This window comes from Paenibacillus sp. J22R98 (assembly GCF_059383835.1).
Map to the genome: position 1 here is coordinate 139,314 of NZ_JBXENW010000011.1, position 20,932 is coordinate 160,245.

General features: G+C 48.7%; 20 protein-coding genes. 1 reads left to right on the forward strand and 19 read right to left on the reverse strand.

Translation table 11 applies throughout. The features are described from left to right. Nucleotides 1–235 precede the first annotated feature (235 nt). From AC50Y3_RS25850 to xylB, 7 genes are all read right to left on the reverse strand, one after another. A complete protein-coding gene (locus AC50Y3_RS25850; protein ID WP_494821599.1) occupies nucleotides 236–1,033 on the reverse strand; it encodes a DUF429 domain-containing protein in 798 nt (265 codons plus the stop codon). Nucleotides 1,034–1,226: 193 nt separating this feature from the next. Then, the gene (locus AC50Y3_RS25855) at nucleotides 1,227–3,098 is read right to left on the reverse strand and encodes an RICIN domain-containing protein (RefSeq protein ID WP_494821600.1); all 1,872 of its coding nucleotides are present in this window, start codon (nucleotides 3,096–3,098) and stop codon (nucleotides 1,227–1,229) included. Between the two features lie 305 nt (nucleotides 3,099–3,403). Beyond that, on the reverse strand, nucleotides 3,404–4,528 hold the full coding sequence (locus AC50Y3_RS25860; protein WP_494821601.1) for a sensor histidine kinase: 1,125 nt from the start codon (nucleotides 4,526–4,528) through the stop codon (nucleotides 3,404–3,406). Beyond that, nucleotides 4,521–5,216: a response regulator transcription factor gene (locus AC50Y3_RS25865; protein WP_494821602.1), complete on the reverse strand. Its 696-nt coding sequence runs from the start codon at nucleotides 5,214–5,216 to the stop codon at nucleotides 4,521–4,523. Before AC50Y3_RS25865 ends, AC50Y3_RS25860 begins: the two co-directional genes overlap by 8 nt. Nucleotides 5,217–5,275: 59 nt before the next feature. After that, on the reverse strand, nucleotides 5,276–6,142 hold the full coding sequence (locus tag AC50Y3_RS25870; protein ID WP_494821603.1) for a M15 family metallopeptidase: 867 nt from the start codon (nucleotides 6,140–6,142) through the stop codon (nucleotides 5,276–5,278). A 118-nt stretch (nucleotides 6,143–6,260) separates the two neighbouring features. After that, nucleotides 6,261–8,123 (reverse strand): glycosyl hydrolase, encoded by a 1,863-nt coding sequence (locus AC50Y3_RS25875; RefSeq protein WP_494821604.1) that lies wholly within the window; start codon nucleotides 8,121–8,123, stop codon nucleotides 6,261–6,263. A 17-nt stretch (nucleotides 8,124–8,140) separates the two neighbouring features. Next, nucleotides 8,141–9,640 (reverse strand): xylulokinase, encoded by a 1,500-nt coding sequence (gene xylB / locus AC50Y3_RS25880; protein WP_494821605.1) that lies wholly within the window; start codon nucleotides 9,638–9,640, stop codon nucleotides 8,141–8,143. 159 nt (nucleotides 9,641–9,799) lie between these two features. Here xylB and AC50Y3_RS25885 point away from each other — a divergent pair, with 159 nt between their 5' ends. After that, nucleotides 9,800–10,408, forward strand: coding sequence for a nitroreductase family protein (locus tag AC50Y3_RS25885; protein WP_494821606.1), 609 nt, complete (start codon nucleotides 9,800–9,802; stop codon nucleotides 10,406–10,408). Nucleotides 10,409–10,479: 71 nt separating this feature from the next. On the opposite strand, the gene AC50Y3_RS25890 is transcribed toward AC50Y3_RS25885, so the two are convergent. The 12 genes from AC50Y3_RS25890 to msrA (AC50Y3_RS25945) all read right to left on the reverse strand — a co-directional run bounded on the left by AC50Y3_RS25890 (nucleotide 10,480) and on the right by msrA (AC50Y3_RS25945) (nucleotide 20,911). Beyond that, the gene (locus tag AC50Y3_RS25890) at nucleotides 10,480–10,707 is read right to left on the reverse strand and encodes a DUF896 domain-containing protein (RefSeq protein ID WP_494821607.1); all 228 of its coding nucleotides are present in this window, start codon (nucleotides 10,705–10,707) and stop codon (nucleotides 10,480–10,482) included. Between the two features lie 14 nt (nucleotides 10,708–10,721). Next, entirely contained in the window at nucleotides 10,722–11,333 is a 612-nt protein-coding gene (locus AC50Y3_RS25895) for a flavin reductase family protein (RefSeq protein ID WP_494821608.1), read from the reverse strand. A gap of 24 nt (nucleotides 11,334–11,357) precedes the next feature. Further along, the gene (locus tag AC50Y3_RS25900; RefSeq protein ID WP_494821609.1) at nucleotides 11,358–11,972 is read right to left on the reverse strand and encodes an alpha/beta hydrolase; all 615 of its coding nucleotides are present in this window, start codon (nucleotides 11,970–11,972) and stop codon (nucleotides 11,358–11,360) included. Then, entirely contained in the window at nucleotides 11,972–12,919 is a 948-nt protein-coding gene (locus AC50Y3_RS25905) for a ring-cleaving dioxygenase (protein ID WP_494821610.1), read from the reverse strand. The genes AC50Y3_RS25900 and AC50Y3_RS25905 overlap by 1 nt, the downstream gene beginning before the upstream one ends. Before the next feature lie 100 nt (nucleotides 12,920–13,019). Further along, nucleotides 13,020–13,418, reverse strand: a complete 399-nt coding sequence (locus tag AC50Y3_RS25910; RefSeq protein ID WP_494821611.1) for a DoxX family protein — start codon at nucleotides 13,416–13,418, stop codon at nucleotides 13,020–13,022. Nucleotides 13,419–13,493: 75 nt separating this feature from the next. Further along, nucleotides 13,494–13,895: a DoxX family protein gene (locus AC50Y3_RS25915; protein WP_494821612.1), complete on the reverse strand. Its 402-nt coding sequence runs from the start codon at nucleotides 13,893–13,895 to the stop codon at nucleotides 13,494–13,496. Between the two features lie 82 nt (nucleotides 13,896–13,977). Further along, nucleotides 13,978–14,424, reverse strand: a complete 447-nt coding sequence (locus tag AC50Y3_RS25920) for a MarR family winged helix-turn-helix transcriptional regulator (RefSeq protein ID WP_494821613.1) — start codon at nucleotides 14,422–14,424, stop codon at nucleotides 13,978–13,980. Between the two features lie 441 nt (nucleotides 14,425–14,865). After that, nucleotides 14,866–16,017, reverse strand: a complete 1,152-nt coding sequence (locus AC50Y3_RS25925) for a Ger(x)C family spore germination protein (protein ID WP_494821614.1) — start codon at nucleotides 16,015–16,017, stop codon at nucleotides 14,866–14,868. Beyond that, nucleotides 16,014–17,120, reverse strand: a complete 1,107-nt coding sequence (locus tag AC50Y3_RS25930; protein WP_494821615.1) for a GerAB/ArcD/ProY family transporter — start codon at nucleotides 17,118–17,120, stop codon at nucleotides 16,014–16,016. The genes AC50Y3_RS25925 and AC50Y3_RS25930 overlap by 4 nt, the downstream gene beginning before the upstream one ends. A 16-nt stretch (nucleotides 17,121–17,136) precedes the next feature. After that, on the reverse strand, nucleotides 17,137–18,627 hold the full coding sequence (locus AC50Y3_RS25935) for a spore germination protein (RefSeq protein WP_494821616.1): 1,491 nt from the start codon (nucleotides 18,625–18,627) through the stop codon (nucleotides 17,137–17,139). A gap of 171 nt (nucleotides 18,628–18,798) precedes the next feature. Continuing rightward, nucleotides 18,799–19,767: a peptide-methionine (S)-S-oxide reductase MsrA gene (gene msrA, locus AC50Y3_RS25940; RefSeq protein WP_494821617.1), complete on the reverse strand. Its 969-nt coding sequence runs from the start codon at nucleotides 19,765–19,767 to the stop codon at nucleotides 18,799–18,801. Further along, nucleotides 19,757–20,911, reverse strand: a complete 1,155-nt coding sequence (msrA, locus tag AC50Y3_RS25945) for a peptide-methionine (S)-S-oxide reductase MsrA (RefSeq protein ID WP_494821618.1) — start codon at nucleotides 20,909–20,911, stop codon at nucleotides 19,757–19,759. The genes msrA (AC50Y3_RS25940) and msrA (AC50Y3_RS25945) overlap by 11 nt, the downstream gene beginning before the upstream one ends. Nucleotides 20,912–20,932 lie beyond the last annotated feature (21 nt).

Sequence of the window (20,932 nt, forward strand, 5' to 3'; positions counted from 1 at the left end):
AGAACCTCCCGATAGAGTTTTAATCATGCCGACCCATGATGGATAGAAGCCTTCATACGCTGCTTTGTACGGTAAGTAACCAATCTTCCCCCTTTGTAGATGTTGGTAGCACATGATTTCAACAGCGCTTCGCGCCTATCGTACTTTACCGCCATATAGGCGTCAATTGAAGATCTTTACCTCTGTTCTATTGGAATTGTGATTGTTGCTGCGAGCGATAATTGCAGGCAAGTCCTCACGTTTCAGCTTGTTGCTGTGCATAGACGATTTCAATCGGAATGCCCGACAGATCGTTGATCGGCGGCTGGTTCGTTAATCGCCTGATACTTGCGGGGTTCTCAATGAACATTCGTGCCGTCAGCGCGAGGACAGTGGCGTCCAAGACATCGTCCATTTTAGCCGAAACACCGTTCCAGACCGAGGTTCCGCCGCTTGCGGCAAGGTCGATATAGTTTGGGATATGGGCCTGAATAACCGCGAGCCTTTCGAATAGTCCGGGGAGATGATGCTTGCTCGAGAAGCTGCCGCGATTCGATAAAGCTATGAAGCAAATTTCAGGATGCGCTTCCGAGACCATGGAACGGTCCGGGATGCTTAACACGAACTCCCGTACATTCGCGATTCGAGGGACCAAGGCATAGCCGGGCGGGGTCAAATTGAGCTGCGTATCTTTCACATTAATGCCATTAATCGCGTTGTACTTCTCTCTTGGCGACATGGATCGTACGCCTTCGGAGTCAGCGCGTGAATGCCGCCGCCATTCCTCTAACGCATTGTAGCTAGGCGCGTGGAAGCATCTCTTCTTATTGGCAGGACCAAGCAGATCCATAACGAATTCATCGCAACTGCGTTTGCCGCTGCTGCTAAGTCCAAGCGGCATATCGATCAGCAGCTTCCGGCAGCCGGTTCCGAATTCAGCCCAGAGCTCTTCCAAATGCTCCACCTGAACATAGCGGATTGTCGTCTCTTCCTTAGTGCCCTCTAGCAGGGCAGCTACCCATTGATTCTTGGAACCGTCAACGCCGATATACATCCGTTTATCCCCCTATCCAAACACCTTTTATCGCTCTTCACGCAATAGTCCAATCATACTCCGCGTAGGTGTTCATTCGCTAGTGCGAGACTCTCTCGTCTAACCTGCCGCTGAAATTAAAAGCCTCATCAGCAGCATCTTCGCAATCAAAAAGCCGGACCCTAGTAGGGGCCGGCTGCTTTTCGCTCCGCTGTCAATTCACTTTCACGAGCTGCCACTGCTGATTCGTTCCGCCGTTGTCCGTATACTGGATGACATCGCCGCCATCCGCGGTCGAAGCGCCGCTGACATCCGCGACTTTACCGCTATTTCGGTTGATCAGCTTATAATAGCCTCCGACTAGTACCGGCTGCCATTGCTGATTAAGGCCAGTGCCGCCCGTATACTGGATGACATTGCCGCCATCCGCGGTTGATTGCCCCGACACATCAAGCACCTTGCCGCTATTCCGGTTTACCAGCTTATAGTATCCGCTGCCGGCGGAAACGAATTGCCACATTTGGTTCATACCGCCGTTGTCTGTCCACTGAATGACATCTGCCCCATCTGCTTGCGATCCTTGGCTAACGTCAAGCAGCTTGCCGCTCTTGCGATTCACCAGCTTGTAGTAGGCTGACGTATCGATCGTCGGCGTGCTGACACCCGAAACGCCGGTGATGACGAAGGTGCTGACAGACCCTGCCGGCACCGTCGCCGTGAATTTCTTATTCGCCAGCGATAGGCCAGAGACCGCAGCCAGATTCTCGGTGCCGCTGGTCCGAGTCCCCGACACCGACCCAGTCACGTTCGTAAATTGCGACAGGTCGTACGTCACCGTGTTGGAAGCGGAAGCGTCATTAACCGTAACAATGACGAGCTTGCTGCCCGCGCTATCGTACGCTGCAATCGAATCCCCGTCGGAGATATCGAGGATTTTGTAGCCTGGGCGGATGTACTTGCTCCACTGGGCCATGGAATAATACTTTTTCTTCACTGTAAAGGTGCCGAGGTTGGCGCTTGCATTGTTCAGATCCGTCTCGATCATCCCCCAGCCGCCCGGCGTCTCCACCGCCTGCCAATAGACCCATGCTGAATTTTTCATATATTTGATATCCCACAGAATATTTCGGGACATCGTAATCCCGTTCGCTTCTCCGTCGCCGTGCTCGGAGTTCCAGATCCGCTTGCCGCCGGCCGCGGTGTTCAAGCCTACACGGTCACTGCCTCCGTACGTATGGGAATTGTACTGAACGAGCTTCGCCTTGGTCGCCGCCGAGTAACTGTTGATCGTATCCCTCGCCAGATCGATGCTCGTTTCTTCCGGCGCGCTGATGCCCGTCGTTAATCCCTTGGTGATCAGCGAGTTGTACAGCTCACCGATCATAATCTGCTGATTGGCGGGGTACATGCGGTTGCCTTCTTGCCGGTTGCCGAACGTCCAGTAAGCAGAGCTAGGCTCGTTAAAGGCAGAGAGCGTACGGAAATTAATGCCCCAGCTGGTCTGAAAATGCTGCGTAACGGTCGTCAGATAGTCCGCGAAATCATCATACATGTCTACTTTCAAGTTCTCGTCGGCATTGTTATTCCCGGTAACGCTGCCGCTCTTCGTCATCCACCACGGAGGCGAGTTGGCGAAAGCCTCGGCAATGAACTCACTCGCATTAATCCTTGTCTTGGCGGCACTCAGCATCCAGCGCTGATTCGCATCCTGCGTCCAATCATAGCTTGCCGCAGCCGCAGCCTTATAGCCGGGTATTCGCGCCCGTAAGTCCATATGATCCGGATAGGCGGGATTCTCGCCGCCTCCGATATTGTAGCGCACGATGTTCAGATTCAGCCCGCTCGCGCCGAACAGCCGGTCCGCATAATCGTTGCGCACCGAATCTGCTGCACCTCCGACGCGGTGCGCCCACCAGGCGAGCGTCGTGCCCCAGCCTTCCCACGTCTGATATTGAACGCCTGGATTAACGACAGCCGTATAAGCAGCTGCACTTACCTTGGGAACATTCATGCCTCCCAAGCCCGATCCAATCATGGTCACCATCACCACCCAACTGAAAATGGACAAACCGATTCGTTTCAACATTACGCCATTACTCCTCTCATCTTCGAATGTTCATCAGGCAACTGATAACGCAACTCGGGCGGACTGCTCACAGTCCTTCCCCTCGTTTCGCCTCACCTCCTTTACGATCAAATCGATAGTCAGGGATAAGCAATAGACTTGCCTTCTACGGTAATGAAACCCATTTCATCAGAGGGCGGCAAGCAACTAGATTGTACCATATTTATATGTAAGCGTTGTCAATTTATGGTCGAGATTTGGAATAAAAAAAGCCCGCCTACGCGAGCGAGCATGTCCTTGCTATTAACCTCGAATTAGGCTGAGCCTTATACAGGCTGCGCTTCCCCGAGTCCATCGGACTCAATAGTTCGCGGCAGACGGACCTCGAACAGCGTGCGGATGACATCGCTCTGCGCCGTGATGCTCCCCTGATGCTGCGTCACGATATTCTTCGCGATGGACAAGCCCACACCTGTGCTTCCTTCGCGATGGGTCCGTGCTTTATCGCCCGTGTAGAACATATCGAAGATGAACGGCAGCTCCTCCGGTGGAATGCTAGTGCCGTAGTTAACCACCTGAATAACCGCTTCCTCGCCATCGATTTGCCCATTGATATCGATAAACAGACCCTCTTTGCCATAGCGAATGGCATTGGTCAGCAAATTCTCAAAGACGCGTGCCAGCAGCTCGCCGTCCCCTAGCACGGTCAAATGAGGAGCCACATTCAACCGGGTGGCCAGATTATTTTTCTCCACAGCCGGATAGAGCTCCTCGTTTAACTGAATGAGAAGCTCGCTCAGATCGATAGGTTTCATCTCCACAGGCAGCTTGCCGTAATTCACTCGCGTAACTTCGAACAGCTCGTCGATCAGCTTCTCTAACCGCTGCGACTTCGTGTAGGCAATGCTCGTATAGTGGTTGATTTGCTCCGCTGTCAGCTGATCGCCCCGAAGAATGAAATCCAGATAACCGAGCACCGAGGTGAGCGGCGTACGCAAATCATGGGCCAGGTTCAAGACCAGCTGCTCCTTGCTGTTCTCCGCAAAATCGCCTCTCGCCAGCGCTTGCTGCAATTTCTCGCTGGCTAGATTAATGTCCCGGGCAATATCCTCGAATTCATCATCGGATGAGATCCGTACGCGATTGTTGAAGTCACCATTGGCAAGCTGATTGATTCCGCTTGATATTTCACGAAAATAAGATGCATAACGGCTCGTGAGGAGGTAGAAAAACAAAATGGAGAGGGGGATAAAAACAATCATGAAGAAGTTGATATCCCCGATTTCGCCAATGAAAGCCCGTATCTTATAGAGCGGACTTTCACGCTTAGTAGTCCAATAGTACAGCTGCAGCACTTTATAGAGCAAATAAGTAATGCCCGCCGACAAAAACATGCTTAATCCGAAAAATTGAAGCATTTTGAACCGGAAGCTGCGGAACATCTCAGCCATGGAAGGAATACCCCACTCCCCAAACCGTTTTAATCAGCTTGTTTTTACGAACGTCTTCGCCAAGCTTCTTCCGCAGCGTACGAATATGGACCATGACCGTATTGTTGCCTTCAAAATAAGCTTCCCCCCATACCTGAAGAAAAATTTGCTCCGCGCTGAAGACTTTCTTCGGATGACTGGCAAGCAAATATAGAATATCAAACTCTTTCGGTGTGATTTCGATCGTTTCCCCATATAGGATTACGGTACGCTGTTCCGGATTAATCAGCAAACCACCCGATTCCACAACCGATTGCTTCGCTGCTGCGGGCTGATTCAGCTGCATGGAACGCCTCAGCTGCGCATTCACGCGAGCAACCAGCTCCATGGGATTGAACGGTTTGGTTACATAATCATCCGCTCCGCTGACGAGACCGGTAATCTTGTCGAGGTCGGTCGTTTTGGCGCTTAAGAAGATAATAGGCAGGTTATATTGAGCGCGAATTTGCCTGGTCGCTTCATAGCCGTTCAGCTTCGGCATCATAATATCCAGGATGGCCAAGTCAATGGGATGCTTCTGAATAGCGGCAACCGCCTCGTGCCCATCGCCGACTTTTATGCAATTGTAGCCCTCTTTGAGTAAATGCAGCTCGATTAAATCGGCAATTTCCGCCTCATCATCTGCTATTAGAATTGTGATCGACTTCATTCGTTCCTCCCTGGATTCCATTAGCATTAGGCATGCGCATTCTTTTCATACGACTAAGTTTAAGCGATTCTCGCAGTCACGATGACACCGTCCATATTGTTGCCTGACAGCTCATAGCTGCCATTCGCCGGCACCGGAATGGTTGTATCCCCGGAGATCGGATAATACGAGATCTCATAAGTTGCTTTATCGATGGTAATCGTAATGCTCTTCTTCTCTTTCAGGTAGTCCAAATACTGCTCCAGGACAAAATTTTTCTTCTGCATCACCGCGCTGTGCGGCAACCCCACATAACGGAAATGCCACGGCTCGAACTCGATCCCGGTAATTTTCGTCTTGTCACTCGGATACCGCAATATAAACCCGTATCGCCATGCATTCTTCTTCAGCCATTTGCCCTCAAGCGCTTGGCTCATCTCCGCTTGCGTCGAACCAATATCAAGCGATAGCCCTAAATTATGTTCGCTGTAGCCCGCCGGCAGCGCGTAATCAGCACCCTTTTGAGCATAAAGCTGATTCTGCTCCTCATTATTCCGATACCCGCTGTTGATGATAAAATGGCTCACTCCATCGTTCTTCGCCGCTTTGACCATCTCCGCGAATTTACGCGCCAAGCTTGGCGCTAGCTCAATCTCATTATCCTGTAAACGGAATCCGTTCACCAGCTCCAGATGCTCAGCCAGATTAACCGCGCCGGTCTCTTCGCTTCCCGGAGGTACCGGGTGATCCTTATTCACAAGCAATAAGTCACCTTTATTGATCTGATCTACACCTATGTGAAGCTCGCTCATATGAGACGTTGCCGCCTGAGCTGGCCTACCTTCATTCAGTTGGATTTCGTTATCGGCGTTCAATTTAGTCTCCCGAATGCCGTAAACAAACAGCAGTGTTACTAGTATAACAAAACAAAAAACCCACTTCTTCATCTCTTCAAGCCTCCCTTATCCCATCATGTACTTAAGGATAAAGAAAACTTTTTAAGAAGAAGTGGGGGTAAATCTAAAGGATTTCTTAAACTTCAATTGTTTCTACACCTTCAAATGATTAAGCCAGTTCCCTTATTCGAATATCATCGAACGAGACGCTGCCAAATTGAGCGAACAAGCGCAGTTTCAGCGGTGCCTGAAGCGGCCTTTGGAATCTCGAAATCAAGGTCCGATTGCCATTCACGCAAAGGTCGATCCAATCTTGTTTGATCACTACCTCAATCGAGGTAGGCTCATGCAGTGCTTCGAGTTCATAGATCGATGCCGCTTCATTCTCGAGCAAAGAGGAACAGTGGGCACGATGAATGCCGACTTTACGACGAGAAGGATCAAATCGGACATCATAACCGTCCTCGAATCCGTTCGGACCGGCAAGCGATATTCCGTAATATAAATTGCGGTTTCCAGGGGTCGCCTGGCAAGTAAGAATGAGATCGGAAGCCCCTTCGAGCTCGATATCGTGAACCATAAGTCCGTTGAAATCACTTAATGCTACGGGGTTTATCTCATGCGAAGCAACCGGCTCCTCTGCCAATTCCGGCATAGGCTTGAACCCTAATGTACCATCCGTGTGCTGCACAAGCTCACGAATGACGAGTTCTCCTGCGTACCTATCCGGCGAGGACAGAAATCCGGCAGCAATCCTTCGCCCGCCACGATAGGCGGCTGTCTTCGGCACGCGCCATTGCACGCAATCGAATACATCCATCGCCGGCCGCAGCCACGGCCCCATTGGCTCCCGCGAATACCGATACCGCGCAACACCGTCATTGCTGAAAATCAGATAATACCAGCCGTTCCACTGGAAATAATCCGAGCATTCCGGTTCATCATGGTACCCCGGTACGATAAACGGTTCCTGCTCCGTCCAACTCACGAGATCCGCTGACGTCAAATGGGCTAAGCAGCCCTGATTGCGAGAAGGCGTGAGAAGACTCGTTGTAATTAACATATGGTACAAGCCGTCCTCATCCTGAAACACATGAGGGTCCCGAACAGATGCCAGCGAATACTTGTTGGATAGCCCTATGTATTGCTCTGTTTTGTGAAAAGATGAACCGTCCGTACTTGTGGCATACGTTAATTTGGCGGGCGAACCGTCCGTAGCCCGAACGGCGTAATAGGCATAATACGTATGATCCTTCACGATCAGAGATCCTGTGCAGATCGAACCTTCCCAGTCTGCTGTAATCGCAACGGCCATGGGATGATGCTCCCACGTTTTGAAATCACGCGTACTAATCTGTGCCCATTGATGCGCGCCAAGACTCCATTTGCTTGCATGACCTCTGCGGTCGTACAGGTAAAACAAGCGGAATCGTTCGCCATCGAAAAAAGGCATGCAGTCCCCGACACCGGTATTGTGTCCTCGCGGTCTCCAATACTGGATCGACGTTGGCTCCACGCCAAGATATTGATCCTCGAGCTCCGTTGAAGGTTTCTCCGGGGTGATCGCGTTTTTCCATAGATAGAGCTTGTCGCACGCCTCCCCAACCTTCATCTCAACGTTCTCTAACGGCAGTGAACCCATCGGCCAATCTTCATCCACCAGCACGCCATCGACATAGAAACGAAGCGAGTAACCGTTATAGCCGACGAATAGGGAGTGACTCTCGCTGCCAATCGAATCCCATGGAACAGATAATGTTAACGGGTTCGCGCGCGCGTCTGTACGGAATTCCACGATAATCGAAGGCTTCTGTGCAGCAGCCGACGTTCCGGAATACACGCGAATGATCTCCTTGTGCTTGTGCTCCTGATCATGCTCCTGACTCTGCTGAACGATGGACACATAATCCTCGTCTAAAGCTTGCGTAATCGTCATTTGCATCGACAAACTTTGAACATTACCCCAATTAAACTGGTTAGCTTCTCGCTTATTTAGAATCAAATCGCAAGGTATTTCTACCGGCTGGCTCATGAATGATTCACTCCGTTCTATTCCGTTTCCGTAGTAGGAAGAAATAAGTCCCGATTACGCTCATAAAGCTGCTTGTATGTTTTATAGCCTCGGTTGTATGTATCCACATTTGCTTGAATCGGAACAATAGGCTTCTCGTGGATACTTACGATCGTGGAGCAAGCCGATTCCACGCTGCTGTATACTTGCACGCCTACACCTGCAATCATCGCCGCTCCGAAACAAGCCTGCTCCCGCATGGTGCTTACATACACATCGATCCCGAGTATATCCGCGAGAATTTGCTTCCACAGGCCGCTCTTCGCACCGCCCCCGGAAACAATCAGCTTATCCATCCTGACGCCAAGCGACTTAAAGATCTCCAAGCTATCCCGCATAGAATACCCGACCCCTTCCAGCACCGAGCGGACGAGATGGGCATCGCTATGCTTCAATGTCAAGCCGAAGAACATCCCTTTGGCATACGGGTCCATATGGGGTGTACGGTCGCCAGCCAGGTAAGGCAAGAAAATAACCCCTTCGCTGCCGGCTGGAATCGCTTGAGCCCGTTCGTCCAATCGCTGATAATCGGTTTCGCGCAAAATTTGCCCGGCCAGCCATTTTAACGAAAGCCCTGCACTCATGGAAGCCCCAAGCAAATACCAGCGATCCGGTACAGCGTGCACATAGGTGTGCGTCCGAAGCGGCTCATCATAGACAGGTTGAACGATGGGAGCAAACAATTGGCCGCCCGTTCCAATCGTGCAAGAAACTGTTCCCGGTGCAATGACTCCGTTGCCAATGGCCTGCATCGGCTGATCGGCCCCGCCGTACACGACCGGAGTTCCCATCGCGAATGGCCCTTCTGCCGCTGCTTGCTGCGTAACGGAACCGCTGACTTCCCAAGGCTCTCCCACGGATGGGAATAAGTCTTGATCAATGCCCATCTTCGCTAGAAGCTCTTCTGACCAGCACCTGCCTGCCACATGGAAAGCCGAAGTACTGGAAGCGTCCGTCGTTTCTACACCGATCGTGCCCGTTAGCCGGTAGCGAACATAGTCCTTCGGGAGGATCACGGAACGAATGCGACGATACAATGCCGGTTCATGGCTCTTCATCCACATTAGCGAAAGCAACTGAAACCCGGTCGCCACCGGATTTTGAATAAGCTCACCCAGTTGTTTCGGTGTGAATGCCTTCTCCAGCTCAAGCTTCTCGGCAATTGTTCGTTGGTCGCACCATATTATCGATGGTCGGATCACTCGGCCTACCTCATCAAGAACTACCAGTCCATGCATCTGACCGGAGAGGCCGATTCCAATAATCCGATCCGCTTGGAGGTTCGCCTGCTGAAGTGCCATAGCTGTGGTCTTACAGGTCAGATTCCACCATTCCTCCGGATCTTGTTCCGCATAATAAGGGGCTGGCATGTGCGTCTCATAATCCAATTGAGCAAACCCGAGCATTCGGCCTTCCACATCCATGAGCATGGATTTGACGCTTGAGGTTCCAATATCGATCCCCAGCAGAGCTTCCATTGCCTCCACCTCCATGAGTTTCCCTCTATAACATATAATCAATATACAGAATAGTCACAACAATCATACACAAGCTTCCAAATGAAGACAAGCATACATACTTATTCGTGTTTTACCAAATAATAAGGTGCTTTCAAAACAGCTTTAGAGGAGGTACCAATGGCTACGACCAGCAATGAGTTTCTATCGGGGATTCGCGAGAGACGAACCATTTATGCACTCAGCAAAGAATCGCCTATTCCAGATAGTCGTATCGAAGAAATCATCAGAGAAGCCGTAAAGCATACGCCATCGGCCTTTAATTCGCAGAGCACGAGGATTGTTCTGCTTTTAGGCGAGCAGCACGATAAACTTTGGAATATTACAACGCAGGTGTTGAAAGCGATCGTACCGGCCGAACATTTTGAATCCACCCAGCAGAAGATGGACAGCTTCAAAGCCGGCTATGGCTCCGTTCTGTTCTTCGAGGATGAGAGCATTATCCAAGGGCTGCAGGCGCAGTTCCCTACATACCAGGATAAATTCCCGGATTGGTCCCAGCACACGAGTGCCATGCATCAATTTGTGATCTGGACCGCTTTCGCAAACGAGGGGTTAGGCGCAAGTCTTCAGCATTACAATCCGTTGATCGATGAGAAGGTGAAAACCGAATGGGGCATCCCTGAGAATTGGAGGCTTATCGCCCATATGCCATTCGGCAAACCAACCGCACCGGCAGGGGAGAAACAATTCATGCCGATCGAAGAACGCTTTAAGGTGTTCAAATAAAAAGGAGGCAGCGATGATCTCGCTGCTTCCTTTTTTTATTATGAGGATGATTATTATTATCCCAGCCAGTGCTAGTGCGCCGATCTTCTCGCCTGTTCCTGCTTTAGCTTCTCCGGCGTAACGTCATTACCGTCCGGATCAATGATCGTGGAGTGCAAGAGCAGGCTGCCTACAGAACCACGAAAGATGCGAAGATATTCTTTGCGTAAATCGGCTTGTTCTGCTTTCTCCGCATCCGTTAAACCAGATTCTTTTTGTTTTCTCGATAGCTCATTAATTCGATTAAGTATGTTCAGCATAAGGGCTCACTCCTTTATTGCGGTCGTTCCATCTCAAACATTCTGCCCAAGGTTGCATAGAAATTGCCTGCCATCCGGCTGACGGGTGCCAGCTTCTGCGCATCGATTCTTCCGTGCTCCAGAAGCTCTTCCGAGATCTGAAAACGGACAACGCGCGCGATCAACAGGTCACATCCCGGTGCACCGCCTGTTCCGCCAAGCTCCAAAGCCTGTTCCAGCACACATTCCATTCTGATCTTGGACTCTGCGATTCCCGGTACTTTTACCGTTTCACTTTCAATTGGCGTGAGCCCTGCTAATGTTACCTCGCTTTCATCCGTAGGTAAATTCGCCGCAGTTTCATTAATAGCGCCTACGTTGGTCTCATCCACGATGTGAATAACAAGCTCGCCCGTTGCAACCGCATTTCGCGAAGTATCTTTCATCCTGCCATTCTTACGCTGAACGGCTATCGATAACAGCGGCGGATTGCTGGAAACGATAGAAAAATAACTGAATGGTGCGCCGTTCAATACCCCTTGCTCCGATCGTGTAGTCACAAACGCGATGGGACGCGGAACGACACTGCCGATAAGGAGCTTATAATTATCGCGCTCACCTTGCGCTGCCGGATCTATAGAGATCATATCGTCCCTCCCTTCGAGCGTCCATTAAGCTTCCGGAAAATGCTCTTGAAACCACTTGGTGGCTGCATTGACCTCGGAAGCGGTCAGCTGATGACCGTAGTTCTCCCAATGTACGGCAACATCGGCTCCCGCTCCGCCGAGCAGCTGCTGCAATTCTTCAGTCTCACTAGCTGAGCAAATCGGATCGTTCGTGCCGGCACCGATGAAGATCGGAGTGCCTGACAAGTCAGGCAGCTCCATGCCACGAAGCGGAACCATCGGATGATGCAGGATCGCACCTTTGAAAGCATCGGCATAATGGAACAGAAGGCTTCCGGCGATGTTCGCGCCATTCGAATATCCGACAGCTACAAAGCTGCTGCGGTCAATGCCATATTGAGCTGCGGCTTCATCCAAGAAGTCATAGAGCTCTTTAGTGCGGAATACTAGATCCTCTTCATCGAAGATGCCTTCCGCCAATCGCCGGAAGAAGCGCGGCATCCCATTCTCCAGAATGTTACCGCGAATGCTTAGCAAGGAAGAACCCGGAGAAATCCGTTGTCCAAGTGAAATCAGATCTCTCTCCGTTCCGCCTGTACCGTGCAGCAGCACTAAGGTTGGCGCACTGGATGATGTACCCTGTTCGAAAATATGCTTCATTATTTATTCGCCTCCAACTCACGAACTTGGATCGGATGCAGATTGGCTTCAATTTGCTCCCGTTTCGGTTCGAACCAAGATGGCAGCATCAATTTCTCACCCAGCGCATCCGCAGCTTCATCGTTCGCGAATCCCGGTGGATCCGTAGCGATCTCGAACAGTATCCCGCCGGCTTCCCGGAAGTAAATCGCGTTGAAGTATTGTCGGTCAATGATTTGAGTCGGCTGATATCCGGAATTCAGTACTTCCGTTTGCCACTGCGCATGTTCTTCGAAATCTTTCGCTCTCCAAGCAATATGATGCACCGTGCCTGCGCCGCCTGCTCCCCACTCCATATCGGCTACCGGTACATCGATGATGTTCCCGATATCTGCAGAGGTTTGGAAACGAGCATAACCTTGATCCTCGCCGACTTTGCTCATACCCAAAATATGCTCAAGGGCGTGTATCGTTTGCGCTGATTTGGTACTAAACAGTACGGCTCCGCCAAATCCTTTGATCGCTTTATCGGTAGGAACGCCGCTGAAGGACCATTCGCTATTCGATCCCGCTTCGCGTTCTACAATTTCAAGCCGCAGCCCTTCGTTATCCGAGAACTGAAGGTAGTCCTCTGAGAATCGGGTAACCTTCGTTACTGCAATCCCGAAGCCTTTCAAACGATCTTCCCAGAAGCTCAGCGCTCCTACAGGAACCACATACGTGGTAATCCCCACTTGCCCGCCGCCAACTTTACCTTTGCGGGAATTCGGCCAAGGGAAGAATGTAATGATCGTGCCCGGAGTACCGGCTTTGTCGCCGAAGTATAAGTGATACACATCAGGAGCATCGAAGTTAATCGTCTTTTTGACAAGGCGAAGACCCAGTGTTCCTGCGTAGAAATCGACATTGGCCTGCGGATCTCTTGCAAAGGCTGTAATATGGTGAATACCTGCAGTTTGTAATGACATGAATAATCACTCCCATAATTTATTGTAATTAAAGTGCACGATCTGTAGCTTTTTCAGTTAGTATTCCGCCATTTTCTCAAAAATAATGAGATGACCGAGATTAGTTAAACAGTGCATCCAGCGAATACGAACCCGCTCCGGCGAACGCTACGCCGATCACGACTGCGAGAAGTACAAGCGGGTATTCATAACCATTTGCCGTTGACCAAATTCCGTTCTTGCCATGCACTTTAACAATTGCTCCAAGCATGATTAGTGCAATAAGGGCGGCCGCCACCGGCGTGAACAATCCTGCTGCGAAGAATGCCCCGCCAACCAGTTCCATGAGCCCTGCTGCAACTGCCATCAGTACACCGGGTTTCATGCCGATCGATTCCATCCAGCCGCCTGTTCCCTTCGGACCGTAACCGCCGAACCAACCAAACAGCTTCTGTGCACCGTGTCCGATAAACAACAAACCAATCACTACTCGAATCATTAATAATCCTAATGCTAACATATTTAATCTACCTCCACATAGTTTGATTTTAACAATCTTTGATTAAAGATATTTGATCTGAATTCACTCGTGTTATTAGTTGAACAATAGTGCGTCAAGCGAATACGAACCCGCTCCGGCGAACGCTACACCGATCACGACTGCGAGAAGTACAAGCGGGTATTCATAACCATTTGCCGTTGACCAAATACCGTTCTTGCCATGCACTTTCGCAATAGCTCCAAGCATGATTAGCGCAATAAGGGCAGCCGCCACCGGCGTGAATAATCCTGCTGCGAAGAATGCCCCACCGACAAATTCCATCAGCCCTGCTGCAACAGCCATCAGTACGCCGGGTTTCATGCCGATGGACTCCATCCAACCGCCAGTTCCCTTCGGACCGTAACCGCCAAACCAGCCAAACAGCTTCTGTGCACCATGTCCGATAAACAACAAACCAATCACTACGCGAATAATTAACAATCCTAATGCTAACATTTGAAATTCTACCTCCATTATATTTTGGTTTTAATAATCTTTAATTTAAGATATTTGACAAAAAAAGTGGTGCATGGAGCTTCTAATCTTCTACGCCTTTCCCTAATTTCTTCAGAAGTTCAATAAGGGTCAGCTTCTCTTGATTGGATAAGCTTTGTGACATCAGATGTATGGAAGACGCATGCTTGGGAAAAATGTCATCGAACAAGTCGTTTCCGGCCTGTGTGATCTCCGCATAAATGACTCTTCGATCTGTTTCGCATGGGACTCGTTTGAGCAGCCCTTTCTTCTCCAGCTTATCGATATTGTACGTGATGCTTCCGCTAGTGACAAGGATCTTCTCCCCAATTTGCTGCAGTGGTATGCGTCCCTTGGTATACAGCACTTCGAGAATCGTAAACTCGGAGGATGACAGTTCATATTGCTTCATATCTTTAACAGCCCGGTCCATCAATGTTCTGAACGCTTTGGATAACACAACGAATGTTTTCAGCGAGACCGCTTGGTCGTCATCGATTTGGAATGACATTTGCACTCACCTCCCTCAGATGTCTTGGATTTAATTATCTTGAATTAAAGATAAATCATTTCGAGATTAAAGTCAACAACAAATTAATACCCCTAAATCCCCCTGAAAGGGGGACCCCGAGGGACCCGTCCCTCTGGACACCCGGAATGTGAATAACGTTGGCGCTGCAGAGAAGCGCTCGCGAGTTTGTTTGGTGCGTATGATCGCTTTCGTCCCGTTCGGGACACGCTTTACATTCGGCGCGGGATAGACGGGATGGTGGTTACCAGGTGCTCGCCGCTTTGCGACTCGCACGGTAACCTGGAGGCCCGCTCGTCCCCCCGCGGGGATGTTAGTTGAAGGGCGAGAAAGGCGATCTTGTTCCGTATCACGGAACTTTTTCGGTCGCCTACTTTTAGAGGCACAAGACAAAAGCAGAAAGAGGCTGAGTTGGATTCCCGATTATTGTTCGTTTAACGGAACCACTTTGGTTCCTGAATTGAGGACTTTCACTTTTACGTTGACATGAATGGGAACCTCAGGAAAAACCTCGTCCCATTTGGGCTTAAATGTACTCTTCCATGCTTTGCGATGCTGTTGATAGAAATGAGACCCGATTCCCAAGAAATCGGATTTACAGTCTTTTTGCGCTTTCGTTATTGCGGCTTCGAGTTCTTGTTTTACCGTACCTTCCAGCTCCTTCTCGCATTCGCGAAGAATTTCCGGTGTTATGGCTTTAACCGTGCTGTCGAATTGATACATTGTAGCATTGGCTTTTGTCGTAATGAATACTTCGGGTACCTTACTTCCCGTTTTAATTTTTATTTTCGACTTATTATCTTGAAGCCTGAATACGGCTTTTACAGAAGCTCCCGTGTCAGGTGCCCTTACGGATACCGAAGACAGTTCTTGTACTTTTTGATTTACAATTCGTCCAAATCCCTTGCTTTCGTTTCCATCCAGCACGCCTGCCAGCTTGAAGCCTTTGAATACAACCATATCCGACACCTTGATATTACCTTCCCCAATCATTTCTACTAATGGGGCGACAGGCTCTATTCCCTCTGCCATCAGCATCCTATTGAAATCTTTGATCCTGACTGGAAATGAAGCGCCTGTACGAGGTGTAACCTTAAAAAAACCCACTAACGCATCCCCTACCAACAGCCCCGATTTCCCGACCGGCATCCCCAGTATTTTGTCCGGTTTCTCCTTGGTAAAGGCCAGAAATACGGATTCTCTTATATTGGGCGTAATAAATAATAAATCCATGAAATTTTTCAGATGTTGCTTGGCCACTCTTTCGCTGATGATGAGCGTTGTAACATAACCTAAGAACAGTTCTCCCGGAACGCTGGTTTGCATGTTATCGAAGGCTTCCGGCACTGTTTTCCCTTTTCCTTGAACCAATACATTGGAATTCCCGCCTTGCTTGTCTTGTTTTCGTGTTTTTATGATTTCGTAAGTCAACAGAATTTGACCGTTGTTGTCCATATCGAGACCGATTGCGCGTACTAAAGCCATGCCTTCATACTCCATATAATCCCAGCATCCGGTGCAAACGGTCAGAATAACCATCGTTAGAAGGAGTTGTATCCATTTTGAATAGTTCATGTTTCCCTTACTACCGCCTTTTTTCCTTTTGCAACGATCAGGAAGGAAACTGTACAAAGGACAACGAGATAGAATGGATAGATACAATATTGAATAACCCTTATGTACCCGTAGAAGGCTTCGTTAAATGAACGCAAATTCAACGTTATGATGAATGTAACCATCGTAATGATGATGATGAGAAATTTGGAGCTTCTTTTCATAACAGATTCTGAAGCTACCCAGCTACTGTAGAAATTTCCTGCCAGCTTCAGCACGGTGATAATCACATATGGAATAAATATGAAAATTTCCAAGCCTTGAATGAACGTGCCAATTGTGATGGAAGAAGCCACATTGACGCCTGCAAAAGAAATTCTGGATGCCTCCTCCGGAGAAATAGCGGCTGAGAATAAGAACGATGCGGCTCCGGGCAAGAATACAACGGATACCAGTAACCCTACCGTAAGCGAGGTAAATTGCTTCCCCGGCCGATGCAACGATTCAACCATAATGAACAGGAATAGAATCACCTCAGAATGCCCTCCTCCTGCCAGTAATACAGCCTTTAGAAAGGAGGGAGCATCGCTGTCTATCATAGGGAAGATGTTCGAAGGTTCGAATTGCGTGATAACTCCGATAACGAGAACAGGTAAAAACATCAGGCCGAGGAAAAAAATCTCCAACGTAACGCTCATCCTGGCTAAGCATTCAATACCACTGCTTGCGATTAATAAGGACATTAAAGTAATCAGAAGCATGGGTGCCCACATCGGTGTATTGTGCAGAGCAATGGTCCTCACCAGTCCTCCGCACATCATTAACAGCAAGGAGGATAGGACGATGTTTAAGGCAACGTAAACTGCAATGAAAATCGTACTGATCCATTTCCCGCCAACCATCTCGACAATTTGGAAGATGTTTTTGCCGGGGTACTTCTTCGCAACGCTCAATACCCATAAGGCAAAGCCGATGTTAATAAACCCGCTTACGAACTCCGCAATCCACGCACTTCTCCCTGCCAGGCTGGTATTGTAAGAGTGATAGAAAAAAACGCCGCCATAAGCGCTTGCAAAGGTAAGAAAGATGGCTTGCATACTCGAAATCTTCTGCTTTTGCAACACGTTCCCTGAACCCCCTTTATTCTTTGGGACTCGGCTTCCTAGTGCTATCCCCCATCGAAGTTCCGTTATCGGATAATACTTTGGAGCGGTTTCTCAATTTCCACACGGGAGACCTTACGAGCAGATCCTTCATCAGGCTCATTTCACCGCCATCCATAGGATGGGAAATCGATACGCCGAACGAGCGAAGGGTAACCAATCTCCAGTGTAAGAAGAGGATACCGATAATAACACCAAACAGTCCTAATACGGTAGCCATAAATATTAAACCGTAATTGGCTATTCTTGACGTATTGGTAAGGTTTATCGAGGGCAGCGCAAAGCTTGAAATCGCAGAGACGGCAACAATGATGATGACGACAGGGCTGACATAACCTGCTTCCACAGCCGACTGGCCGATCACTACGGCCCCAAGGAAGCCGATGCTCTGACCCAACCCTTTCGGCAGCCTTATTCCTGCTTCTTTAAGCACATCAATCATAAAGGTCATGAGCAATACCTCAATGACGGAAGGGAACGGAACGTCACTTCTGCCTGCAGATATCCGAAAGGCTAAAGCCGAGGGAATGATGGAATGATTAAAGGCAACAAACGATACATACAGGGCAGACAATGTCGAAGAAAGAAAAAAGGCGCAAATTCGGGTAATTCGCATGATCGAACTGAACATCCATTTTTGCGAATAATCATCGGGTGTCTGAAATTCCTGTAAGATCAATAAAGGTACAATGACAACGAAGGAGAAGTTATCGCATAGTATCGCTACGCGTCCTTCAGCTATATTAGAGACGGTGACATCAACGCGTTCGGTCAGCTTATATTGCGGCCAAATCGTTAACGGATTATCTTCGGTTAGTTCCGTTAAGACCGATATCGAATGGACGATATCGATGTCGATCCGAGCTAATCTACTGCATATCTCTTCGATTATTTGAGGTTTGGCCACGTTTTTCAGCCATACGATTCTTACTTTCGTATGGGAAGTCCTCCCGACCTCCATCTGTTTGAACATTAAGTTCGGGGAAGGTAATCTCATTCTTAATAAGTTGAAATTTTTACTTAAGCTTGATGTAAAAGCTTCATTACCGCTCTGTATAGTAGGCTCTGTTTCTGATTTTTCACCTACTTCGCGCTTTAGTAAAGGGATGACTAAAGCGCAATCGCTATCGTCACTCGTTACTACAACATGACCTGTAAGGATAGCTTGTACGAGTTGATCCTTATCGTCCGAACTAAAGACTTTCGCTGCGGAAATAACCTTTGATTTCATTCTATCCATGAACTCGGCTGACGACTGAAGGCGATCTTCCGAATCTAGGTCCTGCAATCTTTCGATTACATAATGGTTAATGAGTTCATTTTCAATGAGATTCTCGATGTAACTAACACTTACTTCAAAATGTCCGCTCCAAACAGGTATCGTTCTTGAAACGAAATCAACATCACCGGAAAAGGTGTCTGTTAAATATTCCTTTAAACACATCTTACTTCCTAAATATATAGACATCGAGGATAAGGCCTCCCATAACCATTACAACCGTATAGATATAGATAGTTATGTTCAGCCCGCTTCTAAATTATGTGAAATCAAAAAAGCAGCCCCTACGTTACAGGGGCTGCATCACATTATGATTCTTCGCTAAATAGCGCGGCATAAGCGCCCCCGCATTTTATTCATCTAATAACTGCCACCGGAAAGAAACTCGCTCACCTTATAGCTTAGCGTACTTTTTCGGTAATAACCCTGATCTTCGTCTTCCGCCTTATAAAACGCAGTTGCCTCGGCGACCTTCGTCTCAACCCGTTTATGGAACCATCTAGACGATCTCATTTCCTTCCAAGATGCTTCAGCCCGCTCCTTCTGCTTCTGGCTCTGATAGAAGATGGCCGATTGATCATCCGTTGGATCAACATTTTGCCAGAACACTTTAAGCAGCTCGTCATAGGTAATCCGCTTCGGATTGTAATGAACCTCAACGGCTTCAAGCTGATCCGTGGTTCTGGAAACCACTTTATTATAGGTCGGATTGGTATCCCGTCCCCCCGAGTAGCCCGTATACACATCCGAGACGCCATCCAGCTTCTGGAAGGCTTCTTCCATATGCCAGAAGCAGCCACCGGTGAAGATTGCGGTTTCGACAGGTATATTCATCTCGTGTCTATTGCCTTCGTCTTGAGCTTCAGCAGCCTTCGCTTCCAATGAATGAAGCATGCCGTAAACGACACCTTGGTGATAATTCATATGCAGCGTGGTCAAGTAGATGAGCTCACCGATATTCCGGGCGTGCAGATTGTTTTCTCTCACCGGTTCATCCAGTCTATCTTTCAACGTCTCGTGGACATGCTTGTTCAATTCTTTGAACTTAGCGATCAATTCGTCCCACTCAGGCGGTTCACCCTGCCAGTCGGCAGGTTTCGTACCATACGCGAAGAAATCTTGATAGCGATCCGGAAGCAAATTGGGCTGCTCCGAAAGGACAAGAACATCAAACTGCGTGATGACAAGCACATGCCCTAAATGCCAATGGATATTATTCTTATAGCCTTCCGGTATGCTGCTGCGTCTCTCCGCCGGACATCGATTGAGTACACGAATGAATTGTTTGATGTGTTTGTTAAAATGGCGAAGTGCGAATTCATCTCTCATTGGATTGCTTCTCCTCTCCAAACTGAGCGGCATAATCGCCATATCCACTCTTATCAAGCTCAGCCTTCGGAATAAATACCATAGCTGAAGAGTTTATACAGTATCGCAGTCCCGTTGGTTTAGGCCCATCATTGAAGACATGACCTACAAAAGAATTCGCGTACCGGCTTCTTACTTGGGTCGAGGACGACGAGAACAATCCGCCGTCTGGCCTCAAGACAATATTGTCCGGCTCTAGCGGTTTAGTAAAACTAGGCCAGCCCGAACCGGCATCATATTTGTCCGCCGAGCTGAACAATGGCTCGCCCGAAACGATATCGACGTAAATGCCTGCCTCTTCGTTAGCCCAATATTCGTTCTCGAATGGCGGATCCTCGAAATCCTTCTGAGTGACGTTGAATTGATGCTTAGTCAGCGTTTTCAGCTTTTCCTCTTTATTGAACCCTTTATTGAACCCTTTAACGGCATGGAATTTCAATTCCCGATCCTCGCCCCAAGCATGATTCAGAAAAGAGTTACGTCCGGAGACGAGCTCGGTCAGCTCGTGGTGGAGTGGATTCTTTTTGTAATAATCCTGATGTTCCGTTTCTGCTTTGTAAAAGGTAGATGCAGCTAAAATCTTCGTGACAATCGGCATATCGAACCTCTTTGATGCTGCTAATTCATCTCTTGATGCTTCAGCCAGCTCTTGCTGTTCATTACTGCTATAAAATACAGCTGTTAGATAGTCACTGCCACGATCAGCGAATTGCCCTTCTGCATCTGTAGGATCAATGTTTCGCCAATAAACCTGAAGGAGATCGTCATACGTAATCTGATTGGGGTTATACAGAACCTCTACCGACTCAAGATGTCCTGTTTTTCCGGAGCCCACTTCTTCATAGGTGGGATTCTTCGTGTGTCCTCCCGTATAACCTGACTCCACGCGCAAGACCCCGTCAATCTGCTCGAAAGCCTCTTCCATGGGCCAGAAACATCCGCCTGCAAAAATAGCGATTTCGTAAGGCGTATTGGAATTTGCAATAAACGTAGTTAACAACGCTTGCGTCTTTGCTATTTCTTTCTTGTGATACGACATATAAACGGAATAAACAATAAAGAATATCAGGGCAATCGATAGTACGACCAACATGTTTTTTTTCAATTTCTTTCTCCTCTGCCGGAT